Source organism: Ruegeria sp. B1 (assembly GCF_056535885.1).
On sequence record NZ_JBQFJA010000001.1, the window covers coordinates 2,648,643 to 2,665,301 of the forward strand.

The 16,659-nt window shown below is 59.5% G+C and carries 16 protein-coding genes; 5 read left to right on the forward strand and 11 right to left on the reverse strand.

Annotated features, from left to right (window positions below; all coding sequences use genetic code 11):
- Positions 1 to 22: 22 nt before the first annotated feature.
- Entirely contained in the window at positions 23 to 1,180 is a 1,158-nt protein-coding gene (gene rnd, locus ACR3ES_RS13065) for a ribonuclease D (RefSeq protein ID WP_480425447.1), read from the forward strand.
- A gap of 6 nt (positions 1,181 to 1,186) precedes the next feature.
- Here the strand turns inward: rnd and ACR3ES_RS13070 are convergent, their stop codons facing one another.
- Positions 1,187 to 1,711, reverse strand: coding sequence for a hypothetical protein (locus tag ACR3ES_RS13070; RefSeq protein WP_170434946.1), 525 nt, complete (start codon positions 1,709 to 1,711; stop codon positions 1,187 to 1,189).
- A 139-nt stretch (positions 1,712 to 1,850) separates the two neighbouring features.
- Here ACR3ES_RS13070 and ACR3ES_RS13075 point away from each other — a divergent pair, with 139 nt between their 5' ends.
- Positions 1,851 to 2,261, forward strand: a complete 411-nt coding sequence (locus ACR3ES_RS13075; RefSeq protein WP_170434944.1) for a SufE family protein — start codon at positions 1,851 to 1,853, stop codon at positions 2,259 to 2,261.
- A 23-nt stretch (positions 2,262 to 2,284) separates the two neighbouring features.
- Here ACR3ES_RS13075 and ACR3ES_RS13080 read toward each other — a convergent pair whose 3' ends face one another.
- Both ACR3ES_RS13080 and ACR3ES_RS13085 read right to left on the reverse strand, forming a co-directional pair.
- Complete coding sequence (locus ACR3ES_RS13080) at positions 2,285 to 2,953, reverse strand: DUF1638 domain-containing protein (protein WP_170434942.1); 669 nt, start codon at positions 2,951 to 2,953, stop codon at positions 2,285 to 2,287.
- 148 nt (positions 2,954 to 3,101) lie between these two features.
- A complete protein-coding gene (locus ACR3ES_RS13085; protein WP_170434940.1) occupies positions 3,102 to 3,800 on the reverse strand; it encodes a cobalamin B12-binding domain-containing protein in 699 nt (232 codons plus the stop codon).
- A gap of 299 nt (positions 3,801 to 4,099) precedes the next feature.
- Here ACR3ES_RS13085 and ACR3ES_RS13090 point away from each other — a divergent pair, with 299 nt between their 5' ends.
- Entirely contained in the window at positions 4,100 to 5,188 is a 1,089-nt protein-coding gene (locus ACR3ES_RS13090) for a PA0069 family radical SAM protein (protein WP_170434938.1), read from the forward strand.
- A 49-nt stretch (positions 5,189 to 5,237) separates the two neighbouring features.
- On the opposite strand, the gene gltA is transcribed toward ACR3ES_RS13090, so the two are convergent.
- Together gltA and gltX are read right to left on the reverse strand one after the other, a co-directional pair.
- Positions 5,238 to 6,533: a citrate synthase gene (gene gltA, locus ACR3ES_RS13095; protein WP_170434936.1), complete on the reverse strand. Its 1,296-nt coding sequence runs from the start codon at positions 6,531 to 6,533 to the stop codon at positions 5,238 to 5,240.
- 122 nt (positions 6,534 to 6,655) lie between these two features.
- On the reverse strand, positions 6,656 to 8,056 hold the full coding sequence (gltX, locus tag ACR3ES_RS13100; RefSeq protein WP_170434972.1) for a glutamate--tRNA ligase: 1,401 nt from the start codon (positions 8,054 to 8,056) through the stop codon (positions 6,656 to 6,658).
- 78 nt (positions 8,057 to 8,134) lie between these two features.
- Between gltX and ACR3ES_RS13105 the strand changes: the two genes are divergently transcribed.
- Positions 8,135 to 10,186 (forward strand): ComEC/Rec2 family competence protein, encoded by a 2,052-nt coding sequence (locus tag ACR3ES_RS13105; RefSeq protein ID WP_480425449.1) that lies wholly within the window; start codon positions 8,135 to 8,137, stop codon positions 10,184 to 10,186.
- Here ACR3ES_RS13105 and lexA read toward each other — a convergent pair.
- The 6 genes from lexA to ACR3ES_RS13135 form a co-directional block, all read right to left on the reverse strand.
- The gene (lexA, locus tag ACR3ES_RS13110; protein ID WP_170434931.1) at positions 10,180 to 10,878 is read right to left on the reverse strand and encodes a transcriptional repressor LexA; all 699 of its coding nucleotides are present in this window, start codon (positions 10,876 to 10,878) and stop codon (positions 10,180 to 10,182) included. The two genes, ACR3ES_RS13105 and lexA, sit on opposite strands and share 7 nt — an antisense overlap.
- 78 nt (positions 10,879 to 10,956) lie before the next feature.
- Positions 10,957 to 12,129 (reverse strand): molybdopterin molybdotransferase MoeA, encoded by a 1,173-nt coding sequence (locus tag ACR3ES_RS13115; RefSeq protein WP_170434929.1) that lies wholly within the window; start codon positions 12,127 to 12,129, stop codon positions 10,957 to 10,959.
- Positions 12,126 to 12,599 carry a cyclic pyranopterin monophosphate synthase MoaC gene (gene moaC, locus ACR3ES_RS13120; protein WP_480425451.1) on the reverse strand — a complete coding sequence of 158 codons (474 nt, stop codon included), beginning with the start codon at positions 12,597 to 12,599 and terminating at the stop codon, positions 12,126 to 12,128. The genes ACR3ES_RS13115 and moaC overlap by 4 nt, the downstream gene beginning before the upstream one ends.
- Positions 12,599 to 13,411 (reverse strand): indole-3-glycerol phosphate synthase TrpC, encoded by an 813-nt coding sequence (trpC, locus tag ACR3ES_RS13125; protein WP_170434926.1) that lies wholly within the window; start codon positions 13,409 to 13,411, stop codon positions 12,599 to 12,601. The genes moaC and trpC overlap by 1 nt, the downstream gene beginning before the upstream one ends.
- A complete protein-coding gene (trpD, locus tag ACR3ES_RS13130) occupies positions 13,408 to 14,427 on the reverse strand; it encodes an anthranilate phosphoribosyltransferase (RefSeq protein ID WP_170434924.1) in 1,020 nt (339 codons plus the stop codon). Before trpD ends, trpC begins: the two co-directional genes overlap by 4 nt.
- Positions 14,424 to 15,005: an aminodeoxychorismate/anthranilate synthase component II gene (locus ACR3ES_RS13135; RefSeq protein WP_170434970.1), complete on the reverse strand. Its 582-nt coding sequence runs from the start codon at positions 15,003 to 15,005 to the stop codon at positions 14,424 to 14,426. Before ACR3ES_RS13135 ends, trpD begins: the two co-directional genes overlap by 4 nt.
- A gap of 194 nt (positions 15,006 to 15,199) precedes the next feature.
- Between ACR3ES_RS13135 and ACR3ES_RS13140 the strand changes: the two genes are divergently transcribed.
- Entirely contained in the window at positions 15,200 to 16,624 is a 1,425-nt protein-coding gene (locus tag ACR3ES_RS13140) for a divergent polysaccharide deacetylase family protein (protein ID WP_170434922.1), read from the forward strand.
- The last annotated feature ends 35 nt before the right edge of the window (positions 16,625 to 16,659 follow it).

Here is a 16,659-nt window from a genome sequence, read left to right on the forward strand (position 1 = left end):
AAGAGCAAGAATAGTACGGCGCATGAAAACCCTGACGACGACGCAAGAGCTGGCCGATTTCTGCAAGGCCGCTGCGCAACACCCATATGTCACAATGGACACGGAATTCCTGCGCGAACGCACATATTACTCGAAACTCTGTCTCATACAGTTGGCCGTGCCGGGTGAGGGCGAGGACAGCGCGGTGCTGGTCGATCCGCTGGCTGACGGGATGTCCCTGGACCCGCTTTATGATCTGTTTCGCGACGAAAACGTCGTCAAAGTGTTTCACGCAGCGCGCCAGGATCTTGAGATTTTCTGGGTCGAAGCCGCAGTCTTTCCCAAGCCGTTGTTTGACACGCAGGTCGCGGCGATGGTGTGTGGCTTTGGCGAGCAGGTCGGATACGAGACGCTGGTGCGCAAGATCTGCAAGCAGGGTGTGGACAAAACTTCTCGTTTTACCGATTGGTCGCGCCGTCCGCTGACCGAGGCGCAAAAGACCTATGCACTGGCAGATGTGACCCATTTGCGAGCGATCTACGAATACCTTGCGGCGGAGCTTGAGAAATCAAAACGCAGCCATTGGGTGGCCGAAGAGTTGCGCACCCTGACCGAACCGGAAACCTACATTGTTCGGCCCGAGGACGCATGGAAACGGGTCAAGACACGCACGAATTCCGCCAAGTTCCTAGCCGTGGTCCGCGAGCTGGCGCAGTTTCGCGAGGGTTACGCGCAGGACAACAATATCCCCCGAAGCCGGGTGTTCAAGGACGATGCGTTGATCGAGATGGCGTCGATCAAACCAAAAACGCTGTCAGATCTGGGCGGATCGCGTCTGTTGTTACGTGAAGCCCGCAAGGGTCCGATTGCCGACGGGATATTGATCGCCGTCAGGCAGGGGGTGGAGTGCACGGCAGACGCTCTGCCGCAAGTTGATAACAGCCGCGAAAAAATCAAGGTCAATCCGGCGCTGGCGGATTTGTTGCGGGTCCTTCTGAAGTCAAAAACCGAAAGCTCGGGCGTTGCCGCCAAGCTGATCGCCACCAGCTCCGAGCTGGATCAGATCGCTGCAGGAGAGCGCACGCTGCCCGCAATGTCAGGCTGGCGGTTCGAGGTGTTTGGTGAGGACGCCGTGAAACTGTGTGAAGGCAAAATCGCCCTTGCTGCGAAGGGACAGGTGGTTCAGGTCGTCTCGCTCTGACGCCGCTCAGCGCCGCCGCGACTCCAAGGCGTTCTGCTGACCAGCCACGCGCACAAGACGGATGCCCTCCAGGTCCTGCCTGCTGACGTTGATCGCATCTGACACCATCCGGGAGCGCTCCGTGCCCTCTCGCGTCGCGTATGTGGGATAGGTTACCCGGAAGGTGAACTCTAGAACGCCGTTTTTCTGATTGTCTTCGGAGTCAACACGGACAAGACGGGCGTTGTACGCGCCCTGACGTTGGCCAGTTCCAGCGGCATAGACGATTGCGCCCGTGGGTGTGGGATCAATCCGCAACTCGTCAATCTTGGTGATCGGCACGCTTCTGTCCTCTTCCTCGGGGCGTGCAAACAGGCCGCGACCATCACCTTGCTGCGGAACCAAGGCGTTGGCTTCATCCGGCGGTGTCTCGACGGGGGCGGGCCTGCTGGACCCAAACCAGTTCGATGGGTTCACACGCGAGTCGCGCCAACTGTTGCAGGCAGACAGGGTCAGGGCGGCGATCATGAGGACGGACAGAGTTTTTTGCATAGACCCGGAGCTTTGTGCAGGAATTCTGGCAATGGGTTAGCGCAATTTCTGGGCTTTGAAAAGCCGCGCGAGGGGCTGGACAGGCGCCTATCGTCGACATAGGTCACAAATGTGACCGCAACGGAAGGATCGCCGCGTCATGGCAACGCCCGCCTTTGAAGATATTGTCGAGGATTTCGAGTTTCTGGAGGACTGGGAAGACCGGTACCGCCATGTGATCGAGCAGGGCAAGGCGATGGAGCCTTTGGATTCCGCCTTTAAAGTCCCCGCAACCAAAGTTGACGGCTGCGCCAGCCAGGTCTGGCTGCACCCGGTGATCGATGGCGGCGTGTTTCGCTTCGATGGCGACAGTGACGCGCTGATCGTACGAGGACTGATCGCGGTCTTGCGCTCGCTCTACAACGGTCTGCCCCTGGCTGAGGTGCCAAAAGTGGACGCCGGGGGAGAGCTTGCCCGGCTGGGGTTGAACGATCATCTTTCGGCACAACGTTCAAATGGGCTGCGGGCCATGATCGAACGCATTCGTCAGGTGGCGCAGGAAAACGCCTGACATGAAATCTGGCGTACACTGACCTAGGTTTGCTGCGGTCGATGAGCCCATTCGGTTAGGGTGGATTCAAGATCGCCATACCCGGTCAGACGCCGTTCAAACGCCAGCCCCATCCTCTCGGCGCATGCACGTGCGCGTTCCGTCAGGTCCGGATCGTCCGTTTGAGCCTGATAGACCAGTTTCGTGTAATTCCCGAAATACATGTCGCGCAATTCCGGGTGTCGATCCAATCCCAGCGGTTTCCAGACAAAAGCGTCGAATTGTCGGGCCAGAAAGTCGGTCAGGTAAAACGCGGTGGTTTCGTCATCCCCCCGCGCCGCAAAGATGTCGTTTCCTTCAAAAAAGGAATAGCAGTGCGGCCCTTTGATCATTTCCACGCCCAGACGGTCGCACGCCTTTTGCAAAAGACCGCCCGTGCCGCAATCGGCATAAACCACAAAGATCTGGTCGTACTCCGCGCGGTGCTTGGCAACAGCCTCTTCGACCGCCTCAGTGATGCGTTCAGGATAGACATGAAGAATTGCGGGCAAGCAGGTCAGGGTCATGTGATCCCAGCAATTGCGTTTCTTGAGGTCCAGAATCTCACGCGCCAAAGCGCCACAGGCCAGCAACAGGATGCGCGACTGGGGTCCACTTTCGACAAAGCCCTGTGTCGTCAGGCTGGAATCATCTGGCAGTTGGTCCTGTCGCATTCAAGTGCTCCCTTGGGTGCATCATGCTTGGATCAGTTTGGCCAAGGCAAGCCTTCGCACGTTTACATACGGTTCGACATGCCGCAGCTCCGGTCATAAAGTCCGCCCTTGTATGAAAAGAGCGGACCTTCTCTGCAGTGTCTCGCGGTCAACCCGCCAGTTGGTTGTGTTTGCGCGCAACAAACTCTTTGGCTGTCTCCACGGCCACGGCCGCATCACGGCAATAGGCGTCGGCACCGATGGCCTTTCCAAATTCCTCGTTCAACGGTGCTCCACCGACCAGAACGATATAGTCATCGCGCAAACCTTGTTCCACCATCGTGTCGATCACCACCTTCATGTAAGGCATGGTGGTGGTCAGCAGGGCGGACATGCCCAGAATGTCGGGCTGTTCGGATTCCAGCGCTTCCATGTAGTTCTCGACCGGGTTGTTGATGCCCAGGTCGACCACCTCAAAGCCGGCACCTTCCATCATCATCGATACAAGGTTCTTGCCGATGTCGTGGATATCGCCCTTGACCGTACCGATGACCATCTTGCCGACGCGGGGCGCACCGGTCTCGGCCAGCAAAGGCTTGAGAATAAACATGCCGCCCTTCATCGCGTTGGCGGCCAGCAGAACCTCGGGTACGAACAGGATGCCATCGCGGAAGTCATGGCCAACGATCGTCATGCCGCCAACCAACGCTTTGGTCAGAATGTCATAAGGCATCCAACCGCGTTCCAGCAGAATGTTTACGCCTTCTTCGATCTCTTCTTTCAGGCCGTCATAAAGATCATCAAACATCTGTTCGACGAGCTCGTCGTCGTTCAGTTCGGACAGGACGATGTCTTCTTCATCAGACATGGGGCGATTCCCTGAGCTGTGGGGGCGCTTGGCCCTTGGTGGCGTTTTTCCGTTTTTCGCCAAATTGCCGCAGCTTGACTGTGACGATTGCGACCTCGGCAGTTTCGGGACCGACCTATACGGCAAAATCTCGCATCCCACGACAGAATAATCTGCAAGATCATCCTGTATTTGGTTCAGGTTACGGCAAAAAAAGCAGTTCGCCGGACAGATGCGATTGTTGGGCCAGATGCACCGATTCAGTGCCTTGCGCACACGTATGACTTGTCGGGCATTGCCATATTGCCTATGGTCCAGAAATGGAACAAATAGAGAACAAATTGAACAGCCAAACCCGAACCCGAGGTCGCGGAACGGCCTCGAACGAGGTCGGCCGGTTCGAGCGCTTCGCGACTGCTGCAACGGATGATGGATGGGACGCTGACGACGACTTGCCGCCTTTGCGGACCGAGGTCAGCGACGAGGTGGCGCGGAGTCTGATCACGTATAATAAGTCGCCCGATTTGCCATTTGACCGGTCGGTCAACCCATATCGTGGGTGTGAACATGGATGCGTTTACTGCTTTGCCCGCCCAAGCCACGCCTATCTGGGACTGTCTCCCGGGTTGGATTTTGAAACCCGTCTGATCGCACGACCGAATGCGGCTGAAGTCTTGCGGCGAGAGTTGTCGTCCCGATCCTACCGTGTTGCCCCAATCGCCCTGGGGACGAACACGGATCCGTATCAGCCGGTCGAGAAAAACCGTTTGATCACAAGGTCCTGCCTCCAGGTGCTGCAGGCATTTAATCACCCGATTGGCATTGTGACCAAGGGCGCCTTGATCGAGCGGGACCTGGATATCCTGTCGGACATGGCCGTCAACGGTCTGGTGCGCGTCGGCATCTCGCTGACGACATTGGATGCGGCGCTGTCGCGCCGGATGGAGCCGCGCGCGCCGTCTCCCAAAAGGCGTCTCACCATGATCCGGCGATTAACCGGGGCAGGGGTTCCGGTTCGAGTTATGACCTCTCCAATTGTTCCGGGCCTGACGGATCACGAGCTGGAGGACCTGCTGCAAGCCGGACGAGACGCAGGTGCAGATGCCGCCAGCTGGATCATGTTGCGACTGCCCCGGGAAGTCTCGCGGCTGTGGCAGGACTGGCTTGCGACGCATGAACCTGCGCGGGCTGAAAAGGTGATGTCACGGTTACGCGATATGCACGGGGGGCGCGAGTACGATCCCCGCTGGGGACACAGGATGCGCGGCGAAGGGGAGTATGCCGAGATGGTTGCCAAACGGTTCAAACTGGCGGTGAAGCGTTTGGGACTGGCCACACGATCCGATCCTCTGCGGTGTGATTTGTTTTCAAAACCCCCGCAGGCGGGGGATCAGTTGAGCCTTTTCTGACAAAAAACGCTCCGAAAAATCCGGAGCGTTTCTAGTGTTTTATGACCGATCAGCGGTTTTCGATATCGACATAGTCGCGCAGCGTTTCGCCAAGGTACAATTGACGCGGACGGCCGATCTTGTTCTGCGGGTCGGCGATCATTTCTTTCCACTGGCTGACCCAGCCAACCGTACGCGACAGCGCAAAGATCGGTGTGAACATCGAGGTCGGGAAGCCCATCGCCTCAAGAATGATGCCCGAGTAAAAATCGACATTCGGGAACAGCTTCTTCTCGGCGAAATACGGATCTTCCAGAGCTTCGCGCTCCAGCTCTTTGGCGACCTGAAGCTTCGGATTGTCCTCAATGCCGAGCAAATCCAAAACTTCATCCGCCGATTGTTTCATCACCTTCGCGCGCGGGTCGAAGTTCTTGTAAACCCGGTGACCAAAGCCCATCAGACGGAACGGATCGTCCTTGTCCTTGGCGCGATCAATGTACTCCGGGATGCGATCCACCGATCCGATCTCTTCCAGCATCTCCAGACAGGCCTGGTTTGCGCCGCCATGGGCCGGACCCCACAGGCAAGCAATACCGGCGGCAATGCAGGCAAACGGGTTTGCGCCCGAAGACGATGCCAGACGCACGGTCGATGTCGATGCGTTTTGCTCGTGATCCGCATGCAGCGTGAATATCCGGTCCATCGCGCGGCTGAGGATCGGGTTCACTTCATACTCTTCCGCGGGAACGCTGAAGCACATGCGCAGGAAGTTCGACGCATAATCCAGATCGTTGCGCGGATACACGAAGGGCTGACCGTTATGGTATTTATACGCCCACGCCGCGATTGTCGGCATCTTAGCGATCAGCCGGTGCGAGGCGATCTCGCGCTGGCGCGGGTCATGTATATCTGTTGAATCGTGATAGAAGGCCGACATCGCACCCACAACGCCCACCATGATGGCCATCGGATGCGCATCCCGGCGGAAGCCACGATAGAAATACTGCATCTGCTCATGCAGCATCGTGTGCCGGGTGATCGTGGTCTCAAAGGTTTCCAGGTTCTTGGCGCCCGGCAGTTCGCCGTAGAGCAACAAATAGCAGACTTCGAGGAAATGAGATTTTTCGGCCAACTGGTCGATCGGATACCCGCGATGCAGCAATTCGCCTTTTTCACCGTCGATATAGGTAATGGTGCTGTCGCAGCTGGCGGTCGAGGTAAAACCGGGGTCGTATGTGAACACACCTGCATCGCTATAAAGCTTGCGAATATCCACAACGTCAGGCCCTGCAGTCGGCGAGTAAACCGGCAACTCGTAGTCTTTGCCATGAACAGTCAATGTGGCCGTTTTGTTGCTGTCAGTCATGGTTGTCCCTTCTTCATTCATGCGCAGATCGGCACGCTGTCCGACCTTGCGGGCAACGGCTGCGCGCGGGCGCGCAGTCCGGGTGTTAGTGGAGCAGCGTTACCCGATTATGAAGCTTGGGTTTAGGTCGCTGCCTCAGAAAGCCGGGCCAGGGTCTCGTCGCGCCCCAGCACCAGCATCATGTCAAAAACCGACGGAGTTACCGCCCGACCTGCCAGCGCGGCCCGCAGCGGACCCGCCAGTTTGCCGAACTTGAGTTCTTTTGACTCTGCAAAAGAATTCAGGACCTCCTCCAGTTCGCTCCGGGACCAGCTAGCATTTTGCAGCTGCGGCGTCAATTCTCCCAGTATACCATCGGATACTGAGCTTAGGGCCTTAGCGGCCTTGTCATCCGGGGATATCGGACGTTCGGTTAGAACAAAATGAGCTTTTTCAAGCAGTTCAGGGAATGTGCGCGCGCGATCTTTTAAGCAATAGAGCGCACGTTCGAGATCACCCAATTGTGTCTGCGTGAGAGGGGGCAACTTGGCTGCGGCCAGAAAACCCTCAATTTCATGCCGCAGCGCGGCATCATCCGAGATGGCAATGTGCTGACCGCACAGGTTTTCCAGCTTTTTCAGGTCGAAACGCGCCGGGCTTTTGCCGATTCCGTCCAAATCAAACCACGCTTTGGCCTGATCATCGGTAAAGAACTCGTCGTCCCCATGGCTCCAGCCCAGACGGGCCAGATAGTTCCGCATCCCGGCGGCAGGATAACCCATGGCCTGATATTCCTGGGCGCCCAAAGCCCCATGTCGCTTGCTGAGTTTTTTGCCGTCGGGCCCGTGAATCAGGGGAATATGCGCCCAGACCGGAATGTCCCAGCCCATCGCCTCATAGATCATCATCTGACGGGCTGCGTTGTTGAGGTGATCGTCGCCCCGGATCACATGGGTCACGCCCATGTCATGGTCGTCCACCACAACCGCCAGCATGTAGACAGGTGTTCCGTCGGACCGTAACAGGACCATGTCATCCAGCTGATCGTTTCGGATAGTGACGTCACCCTGAACCCGATCCTGTATGACCGTCGCTCCGTCCTGAGGCGCCTTGATGCGCACGACAAATGGCGCATCCGGATGGGACGCAGGATCCGCGTCCCGCCATGGGCTGCGGAACAGGGTCGATTTGCCCTCCGCTCGGGCTTGGTCCCGAAAAGCGGCGATCTCGTCCTGGGTTGCAAAGCATTTGTAGGCCTTGCCCTCGGCCAGCAGCTGATGTGCCACTTCGGCGTGACGTGCCGCCCCTTTGAACTGAGAAATCACGTCGCCATCGTGATCAAGGCCAAGCCATTTCATACCCTGCAGAATCGCGTCTGTCGCTTCAGGTGTCGACCGTTCCCGGTCGGTATCTTCGATCCGCAGCAGGAACTTGCCGCCGCGGCCCCGCGCGTAAAGCCAGTTGAACAGCGCCGTGCGCGCGCCACCGATGTGCAGAAATCCGGTGGGCGAGGGGGCAAAACGGGTGATGACCTGATCGGACATGTTCTTGATTAACCTTTTGGTAACCGCGTCGGGCATAGTTTGGCGCTTGTCTAACGAGCCCGAAGGACGGGGGCAACCATGCGTGTTCTGGCACGGGTCGAGGCCGCGTTGCTGCACCAGACCGGGTTCCTGTTCCCTTGGTCGCCGGTGTGTCTGGCCATCGGCATCGGCCTCTATTTCGGATTGCGGTTCGAACCGCATTGGCCGCTTTATGCCGGTCTCGCCGGGCTGGCTTTAGTGTTAATCGGGTTGTGCAGGGTGCTGCCGCCCGGCTGGAGAGCCCTGGCCATCGGGGGGGTGCTGGTCGCCGCTGGTTTTTTTCTCGCCGGTGCACGCGCCCACATGATGGCAGAGCCGGTTCTGTCATGGCGCTACTATGGCCCTGTCGAGGGGCGGGTTGTGGCCATGGACCGCTCTGCCTCGGATGCGTTGCGGCTGACGCTGGACCGGGTGCGCGTTGGGGACGTGCCGCTGGATCGCCGGCCGCAGCGCATCCGTATTTCCGTTCACGGAGATCACGGCCAGATTGCGCCGGGTCAGAGGATCATGACAACGGCCTATCTGTCCCCACCCCAGGGCCCTGTGGAGCCTGGAGGTTTTGATTTTCGTCGCCATGCATGGTTCCAGCGCCTGGGCGCAATCGGGTACACCCGCGTGCCGATCCTGACCATCGCGCCGCCGCAAGAGGCGCTCGACGGCGTCCGGATCACCGCATGGCGTATGGCCATATCGGACCATGTGCGCAGCATCCTTCCGGGTGAGGTGGGCGGGTTCGCCGCCGCCGTCACCACCGGGGACCGCAGCGGTATGGGGCAGGACACCCTCAATGCGCTCCGCGCGTCGAACCTTGCCCATTTGCTGGCCATATCCGGGTTGCATATGGGGCTCTTGACGGGATTCGTATTCGTTGCGGGCCGGATCGCTTTGTCAGCCGTGCCGTCATTGGCCTTGCGCATTCCTGTTCGAAAAGTCGCCGCGGTGATGGCGCTGATCGCGGCTGTGATCTATTTGATGCTGTCAGGTGGGAATGTTGCCACCGAACGGGCCTTTGTCATGGTCAGCGTCATGCTGGGTGCCGTGCTTATCGACCGCCGGGCGATTTCTTTACGCGCCGTCGCCGTCGCGGCCCTGATCGTTCTGTTCTTGCGTCCTGAATCCTTGCTGAGCCCCGGTTTTCAGATGTCGTTTGCCGCGACCACGGCTTTGGTGGCGGTATTTGGGGCTCTGCGAGATCTCGGTCCCACACCGGGCCCGAAATGGCTGAGACCTGTTGTCGGCGTTCTCATGTCATCAGCCATTGCGGGTTTGGCGACCGCTCCCATTGGGGCCGCGCATTTCAACACGATGTCGCATTACGGGTTGCTGGCTAATCTGGTGTCCGTGCCCGTCATGGGTACGGTTGTGGTTCCTTCGGCGGTTGTTGCGGCGCTGCTGGCCCCTATTGGATTGGAATCACTTGCTCTGACGGTAATGGGCGTTGGGTTAGGTTGGATTCTTGAGGTCGCGAACTGGGTGTCCGGTCTGGAGGGGGCCCAGGGGTTTGTGGTCAGCCCGCCGTGGTTTGTTCTGCCGCTGATCGCATTGGGCGCGCTTTGGATTGCCCTGTGGCAGGGGCGTGCAAGATGGGCGGGCCTCCTGCCGGTTGTGGTCGCGTTTCTGTCCTGGGATCAAGGACATCGCCCGGACATTCTGGTGGCCGAATCCGGCGGGCTGGTGGGTGTCATGACCGATCAGGGCCGGGCGCTGAGCAAAGACAAAGGCAGCGGATTTGTCGCCACGGTCTGGCTCGAAAATGATGGAGACGGGGTGGATCAGGCTCAGGCGGCGGGTCGATGGCCAGAAGAGACAGACCTTGTTCGACGGTACGACTGGAACGGCAAGGAAGTCATACACCTTACCGGAAAGCGGGCGGCGGAAGGCTTTTACGAGTGCAAGGAAAACCAAATCATTGTCTCATCGGTTGCCCTGACCCTACAAGGTGCGTGCCGCGTGTTTGATCCGGACCGCCTGTTCATAACGGGTAGCCTGTCTTTTTCGGACGGGCAAATGACAAGCAGCACGGCGATGACCGGGCATCGCCTCTGGTCTCCCAAGGCGGCGAGCGGCCGCCTTCAGAACAGCGATCAGTAGCTGCGGATCAGACCCACCAGCCGACCCTGAACCTTGACCTTGTCCTCGGGCAGGACGCGCGTTTCATAGGCCGGGTTCGCGGCCTCCAGCGCGATGGCCTGACCCCGGCGGAAGAACCGTTTCAGCGTCGCCTCCTGATCCTCGACCAGTGCAACGACAATGTCGCCATTGTCTGCAACGGAGGTTTCGCGGATCACCACCACATCGCCATCGTTGATTCCGGCGTCGATCATCGAGTCACCGCGCACTTCCAGCGCGTAGTGCTCGCCGCTGCCGGACACCATCGTCCCGGGCACAGCGACCCGGTGCGAGACATGGCTGATGGCTTCGATCGGAACACCGGCGGCGATCCGTCCCATTACCGGCAACTCCATGGCGTCGACCGATACGGGCTCGAAATTGGCGGGCCGTGGGCCGGTTGGTTTGTCGCCCTCGATCACGCGGGGCGTGAACCCGGCGGTGGGTTGCCCGCCCAGGCTTTCCGGCAGTTTCACAATCTCTATGGCCCGGGCCCGGTGGGCCAAACGCCGGATGAACCCGCGTTCTTCCAAAGCTGTGATCAGACGGTGAATGCCGGATTTCGACCTGAGGTCCAGCGCGGCCTTCATTTCATCGAAACTCGGCGGAACACCATCCGCCTGCACGCGTTTGTGGATGAATTCCAGCAAATCCAATTGCTTCTTGGTCAGCATCGCTCACACCTCGTCGCTCATGCGTTTTCTTTTGTTCTACGCATGTTCACGTTTTGTGTCAACGGATTTGCCGAAATTCTAGATCGGCAGGTACAAGACCTCATCCCCGACCTGCAATGGCGGAGCATGCGGTGGACGCACCAACAGGGCGTTGGCCTGGGCCAGAACGCTGAGCAGGGAACTGTCCTGATCCTCACACACCCGAATGCCATTTTCGTCGAGCACCGCGCGCATGTAATGCTCTCGCGGGCCATTTTCTGCGACCGGTTCCGCCAGTCGGGTGCGTTTGAACGGGGTCAGAATCTCATCGAGACCCAGCATCCGACGCACCATGGGCGCAAGGAACAGGTACCCACAAACCATCGCGCTGACCGGGTTGCCAGGCAGCCCAACCATGGCCGCGCTGCCCAGACGACCGGCCATCAGCGGTTTGCCGGGGCGCATACGGATCTTGTAGAACGACCGCTCCATCCCCAGACCCTGCGACACGTCCGCGACAAGATCGTGGTCACCGACCGACGCGCCGCCGATTGTCACCACCAAATCCGCGTCTTGCGCCAAACCAAACGCGGTTTCCAGAGACGCCACCGTGTCCCGCGCGATGGGTAGCACCCGCACATGCGCCCCAAGCCCTTCCAGCAGGGCTTGCAGCCCAAACGTGTTCGACGCGATGATCTGGTCCGGACCCGGTTTCTCGCCGGGCATAACCAACTCGTTCCCCGTTGAAATCAGGGCAATGACAGGTTTTTGCGCAACCGGAACCTGCGCGATGTTCATCGCGGCCATCAGCGCGACATCTTCCGGTCGGATCAGGCGCGGCGCCGGGATGGTCGTGCCCGCGGCGAAATCCACACCAGACGGTCGGATATTGGTCTTGGGTTTTGGTGTATCCGTGATGGTTATCAGGTTGTCGCGCCGCTCGACATCTTCCTGAATGACAACAAAATCGGCACCTTCGGGCACCGGAGCTCCTGTAAAAATGCGCACGGCCTGGCCGGCGCCGACCGTGCCGTCAAAGCGACCGCCGGCAGTGGCCTCGCCAATAACCTTGAACATCGCGTGCAGTTCGACCTCGGCCGCTTTGACTGCATATCCGTCCATTGACGATGCGGCAAATGGAGGTTGATCCCGAGCAGCCGTCACGTCCTTCGCCAGAACGCGACCAGCGGATCGTGCCAGGGGAACCTGTTCGACGGGTGTCGGCACAACCAGATCGAACAGCAGGGCGCGTGCGTCCTCTACGCTGATCATGTCGCCTCGTAACGCCCTGATTTGCCGCCATCTTTCAGCAGAACTCGAATACCGCCAATCTCCATCGCCTTATCAACGGCCTTGATCATGTCGTAAACGGTCAGAGCCGCGGTTGAGACCGCTGTCAGCGCTTCCATCTCGACACCCGTCTGGCCGGATGTCTTGACGGTGGCCTCGATCTGAACGCCGGGGAGGTCGGGATCAAGCGTCAACTCTACCGATACTTTGGTGACCGGCAAAGGATGACACAGAGGGATCAGATCCGGCGTTTTCTTGGCACCCATGATCCCTGCCAGACGCGCAACGCCTAGAACGTCCCCCTTTTTTGCGCGGCCTTCCGAAATGATTTCAAAGGTTTCCGGTGCCATCCTAACGTATCCGGCGGCGATGGCCATGCGATCCGTAACGGCCTTGTCGGACACATCGACCATATGGGCTTGTCCCTGCGCGTCGAAATGGGTCAACGGCATCACATCACCCCGGGGATTAAAGGGTTGGCCAGTAGCTGACGGGTCGCAGAGGCCACATCGTCCTGCCGCATCAGGCTTTCGCCGATCAGAAAACACCGTGCGCCATAGCGGGCGATGTCGGACAGGTCTTCGGGCGTGTTCAACCCGCTCTCGCACACGATCGTCCGGTCTGCGGGCACAAGCTTGGACAGCCGCCGCGTCGTATCAAGAGTTGTCTCGAAGGTCTTGAGGTTACGATTGTTTATCCCGATCAATGGGCTTTTGAGCACGCCTGCACGGTCCAGTTCGGCCTCGTCATGCACCTCGATCAACACATCCATGTCCCAGTCAAACGCCGTCTGCTCCAACTCGGCGGCTTGTTCGTCCTCCACCGAGGCCATGATGATCAGAATGCAGTCCGCTCCGAGCGCACGCGCCTCGACCACCTGGTAAGGGTCATACATGAAATCTTTGCGCAGCGCCGGTAAAGACGTCGCATCCCGGGCCTGCGTCAGGTACTCCTTGGCGCCCTGAAAACTGGGTGTGTCCGTCAGGACAGACAAACAGGTCGCTCCGCCTTCCTCGTAAGCCGTGGCCAGCGTCGGGGGATCGAAGTCGGGCCGGATCAGCCCTTTGGACGGGCTCGCCTTTTTCACCTCGGCAATCAGCCCATAGCCCTGACGCGAGGCGCTTTGCAAAGCTTTGGTAAAGCCACGCACCTCGGGGGCATCTCTGGCCTCGCTTTCCAGTGTTTCCAGTGACTTATGCGCCTTGTCTGAAGCGATTTCTTCGAGCTTGTAGGCCTTGATTTTGTCCAGAACGGTCTCGGTCATGCGGCTTCCTGTGTCATGCGGGCCAGCGCAGTGATTTTGTCCTTGGCGCGTCCGCTATCTATGCTCTCGGATGCTTTCGCGACACCATCACGCAGATCCTTTGCGGCGTCGGCAACCACCAGTGCTGCGGCTGCGTTCAGCAGAACCGCGTCGCGGTAAGCCGAGGTTTTGCCGTCCAGCAAAGCCCGGAATGCAGCCGCGTTCTCTTCGGGTGTGCCGCCGATAATGTCTTCAAATGGGTGAACCGGCAGACCTGCGTCCTCGGGATGCAATTCGACCATCTTGACGCCCCCATCCTCCAAAGCGGCCACCCAGCTGATGCCGGTGATGGTCAATTCATCAGTTCCATCCGAGCCGTGAACCAGCCAAGCGTGTTCTGCGCCCAAAAGACCCAGAGTCTCAGCCATCGGGCGGATCAGGTCGCGGCTGAAGGCCCCGGTCAACTGGCGTTTGACACCGGCCGGGTTGGTCAGGGGGCCGAGAATGTTGAAGATTGTGCGCGTCCCCAGTTCTTGCCGGGACGGCATGACATGCGCAATGGCCGGGTGGTGCATTGGCGCCATCATGAAACCGATGCCAACGTCTTTCAGCGCCTTTTCAACGACTTGCGGTCCAACCATCACGTTGATGCCCATTTGACCCAGCGCATCCGCTGCACCGGATTTCGAGCTCAGGTTGCGGTTGCCATGCTTTGCTACGGTGACGCCTGCTCCGGCCACGACAAAGGCGGTCGCGGTCGAGATGTTCAGGGTGCCTTTGCCGTCGCCGCCGGTGCCGACGATATCGATTGCACCTTCAGGCGCCGAAACGGCGTGGCACTTCGCCCGCATCACTGCGGCCGCGGCGGCATATTCATCGACCGTTTCACCCCGCGTGCGCATCGCCATCAGCAATCCACCAATCTGACTGGGTGTCGCTTCGCCGTCGAAGAGGATGCCGAAGGCCTGTTCCGCTTCATCGCGGGTCAGAGGGCGATCGGCCGCAGCTCCGATCAGCGGTTTCAAGGTGTCGCTCATGCGGGGACTTTCAGTTCTTGCAGGAAGTTCTTAAGCAAGGCGTGCCCATGCTCGGATGCAATGGATTCCGGGTGGAACTGGACGCCGTGGATCGGCAATTCCTTGTGCTGCAAACCCATTATCGTGCCGTCTTCCAACTCGGCTGTGATTTCCAGGCAGTCGGGCAGGGTGTCGCGTTCGACGACCAGCGAATGATAACGGGTGGCCTCAAAGGGCGATGGCAGCTCGGTAAACACCCCCGTGCCCGTGTGATGCATCGTGCCCATTTTGCCATGCACAATCTCATGGCAGCGTATGACTTTGCCGCCAAAAACCTGACCGATGGTCTGATGCCCGAGGCAGACTCCCAGCAGGGGTGTCTGTGTCTCGGCGGCAGCCTGTGTCAGGGCCAAACAGATCCCGGCCTGATCGGGGTCGCAGGGGCCCGGGCTCAGCAGGATTCCCGCCGGATTCATGGCCATGGCTTCCTGCACATCCAGCGCATCATTTCGACGAATGACCATTTCGGCACCAAGTTCGCCCAAATAATGTACCAGGTTGTAGGTAAACGAGTCGTAGTTGTCGATCAGCAGCAGCATTGGGCACTTATCTCGGCTTGGGCATTTCAGGCTGGCGATGCAGCCCCGGGCCACGGTATAATGTCCGGACATACATGCTCAGGCTTGTGCGGCAGCGTCAAGAGGACATCAGGTCCGCGTGGCGCCCCGGGTCGAGTGTCGCGGCAGACGGCATAAAGATGGGCAAGCAGGACAAGAGGCGAAAGGCAGGAGCAATGGGCGGATTTGTCGGAGGAATGATCGCAGGCGTGGTCGTTGTCTTGGTCTTGGGCGCGGTGCTGTCGCTGAACACCCCGCTGACCAACAAGACGGTTGTGACCACGCTGGCGCCCGAACCGGCGGCGCTTGAAGCCCCTGAGGCACCGTCCGGTGTGGCCGAGGCCGGCGCCGACGCCGATCTGGTGGAATTGCCGCCGCATGCGCCGAAAGCCGCCGGGGGCGCGTCTGATGATCTGGCCGATCTGTCAGGTATCGAAACCGGATCCGACGATCAGCCGACCATTGGCGGCGCGGCGCAGGGTCTTGCACAGCCAGAACAGCCAGGGTCTGCGGACGTTTCGGTTGTGACGGAAGCTCCGACAGCGCCCCCGTCTCCCAGTTCTGCGCCGACGGCCCCACAAGACGACACGCAGCCCATCGTTATCGATGAAACACCCGAGCAGCCCACCGAGCCAGAGACACAGGATGTGGCGGTGCTGGAGCCAGAGCCGCAGCCCGAGAACTTACCGGCAACACCGGATACCGCCGTTGACGCCGAAGAAGAAAACCCGTTCGAAAACAGTCCTATTGCCGCGGAAGGGGAAGAAGAGATCCTACCGCGTGAATTGCCCAGGATCGCCGCACTGCCGCAGATTGGCGGGGACGAGGCAACTAATGGTAACTCCATCGTGGGCACACGTGTGGTTCCGCTGACCGAGCGCGATAACGAGCCTGCCGAAGCAGGCTCTGACGGTAATGCCGCGCCGGGTAAGCCAATCGAAGCATTTGCAGCGGCGTTCGAAAACCCCGAGGCCAAGCCGCTGATGTCGATCATTCTGATTGATGACGAAGGGGCGTTTGGGGTCGAGGCGCTGCAGGATTTCCCCTATCCAATCAGTTTTGCAGTCAGCCCGTCGGATCCTGACGCCGCCCAAAAGATGGCCAAGCACCGCGCGGCCGGATTCGAAGTTTTGGCCCTCGCGGATTTGCCCGAGGCCGCAAGTGCGCAGGATGCCGAAGTATCGCTCTCCGTTTGGCTGGACGCGTTGCCCGAAACGGTTGGCATTCTGGAAGGTGTCGAAACCGGCATTCAGGGCAACCGGAAACTCGCCGATCAGGTCGCGGCGATTGCAGGCGGGACCGGGCGTGGCCTAATCACGCAGGACAATGGCTTGAACACAGTCCAGAAACTGGCCGCGCGCAACGGTATCCCGTCAGGCGTCGTGTTCCGGGATATTGACGGGGCACGGCAGGACCCAAAAATCATGCGGCGTTTTCTGGACCAGGCCGCGTTCCGTGCCGGTCAGGAAGGAACGGTTGTCATGCTGGGCCGCGTCCGCCCCGAGACGATTTCTGCCCTGTTGCTCTGGGGGCTGGAAGATCGCGGCAGCCGTGTCGCCATGGCGCCGATCTCGGCCGTCATGATGCGGGAAATCCAGTAGATTGATCTGACACACTTGTGTTGATCAGGGCGGTG